The sequence below is a fragment of the Heyndrickxia shackletonii genome, assembly GCF_001420715.1.
GTDB lineage: Bacteria > Bacillota > Bacilli > Bacillales > Bacillaceae_C > Margalitia > Margalitia shackletonii.
Window position 1 is genome coordinate 1 of record NZ_LJJC01000007.1, and the last position, 1,827, is coordinate 1,827.

Consider the following 1,827-nt stretch of genomic DNA (forward strand, 5'->3'; position numbering starts at 1 on the left):
AGAGGCTGGGACATAACTAGCTTCAAATAGTGAGAAAGGTGAATTTGAGGGAACTCAAATTCACCTTTCTCTATTTTTGCGTTTAAATTTTCTATTACCTTAGTTGTTTGGCAGTGAATTTTCTTAAATTCACTGCCATTAACGCAAGGCCCATTTCGTTTTCTACCTTCGATTTTCCTCGTACAGAAAATCGAGCGAAACGCAAATTAGCCTTCAAGAATCCAAAAACTGGTTCCACATCGATTTTGCGTTTTCGATAGATGGCACTCGTTTTCTCTTCTGAAAGCTTCGCTCTTACATATTCTTTTTGCTGTTCCCATTTTTCATTCACCATTAGTTTTCGATTGTTGCCTTCTTTTGCTTTTGTACAGGATGAACGGAATGGGCATCCCGAACAGTCTTCGCACTCGTAGATTTTGAACTTCCGTTGGAAGCCTGTACGGTCATTTCGGACTGAATGATATTGATATTCAAGACGTTTCTGATTAGGGCATGTATAGGTATCTGTTTCTTTATCATACTTCCAGTTGTCGGGATTAAAAGTGTTTTGTTTGTACTTTTTCTTTTGTTCCTTCAAATACATATTATATGTAATAAGTGCTTCTCGTTTTCTTTTCAAAAGGATATCATTAAAGTTTTGTTCACTACCATAACCTGCATCTGCGACAATGTGTTTCGGTAACTCGAAATAATGCTGCTCGATCTCATCTAAAAATGGAATTAACGTACGCGTATCTGTTGGGTTTGAAAATAAACTATAGGCAAGCGCGTATTGGCCCTCCGTTGCGATTTGTACATTGTAACCAGCTTTCAATTGTCCGTTTTGCATATAATCATCTTTCATTCGCATAAATGTCGCATCTGGATCTGTTTTAGAATAGCTATTACGCGTGCCAAAGATTTCAATGTCTTGTTGGTATTTCTGTTTTCGCAGGACAAAATCAATCAACTGTTTTCGCACTTGTTTTGGGTATTTCCGTTCATTTCTTAAAGCTTTTCGTTCTGGAACGTCTGATGATGCTTCTATTTGTTTATCATACTCGGTTACGACATCGTCCACTTTTTGAACCAATTGAGCGAGTTCTTCCAATGATAACTGTTCATCGCTTTCACGTTCCATTTCAGGTATAATTTCATTTTCAAGCAGTTCATTGTATAGCTGGTTTGACTTTTCAATTAAACTTTGATGATATTTCTCAATCGATTTCTTCCAGACAAACGTAAATTTATTCGCATTCGCTTCAATCTTTGTACCATCGATAAAAACCGCTTCTTGATCGATAAGTTTTTCTTCGATCAATTGGCAACGAAATTGGACGAAACATTGGCGAATTAAATCTTTCACTTCTGATTGAACACGGAATCGGTTGATGGTGCGGTAGCTTGGTTGATAACCTTGAGCTAACCACATCATACGGATACTGTCTTTTAATAGGGCTTCCATTTTGCGTCCTGAAAAGATAGATTGCGTGTAAGCACATAAGATAATTTTAAGCATCATGCGTGGATGGTAGGCAGGGCAGCCATTATTTCGCAGAAATGGTTCGAACGCTTCAAGAGGGATGCTTTCAACTAAATGATGGACATGGAAGGCAATATCATTTTTTTGTAATTTTACTTCTAAATCTAAAGGCAAAACTAATTGATTCATGGTATAATTTTTAAACATAAGGATCCTTCTTTCTGTATAATTTTGTTGTGGTGACTTAATTTTATCAGAAGCGGTCCTTATTTTTATTCAAAAAATAATCAAAGCCGGTGAAATTTTACTTGTCGTAAAATTTCACCGGCTTTTTCATCTCAGAGGCGGGTTTTGTCCCAGCCTCT

At 36.9% G+C, this 1,827-nt stretch carries 1 protein-coding gene; it reads right to left on the minus strand.

Features of this window, described 5'->3' with window-relative positions:
* Window positions 1–94: 94 nt before the first annotated feature.
* Entirely contained in the window at window positions 95–1,669 is a 1,575-nt protein-coding gene (locus tag AN964_RS21690) for an IS1182 family transposase (RefSeq protein WP_055741904.1), read from the minus strand.
* Window positions 1,670–1,827 lie beyond the last annotated feature (158 nt).

What these genes read in the sequence shown, in the direction of transcription:
- AN964_RS21690 (WP_055741904.1), bottom strand. Translation starts at nt 1,669, where the DNA reads ATGTTTAAAAATTATACCATGAATCAATTAGTTTTGCCTTTAGATTTA.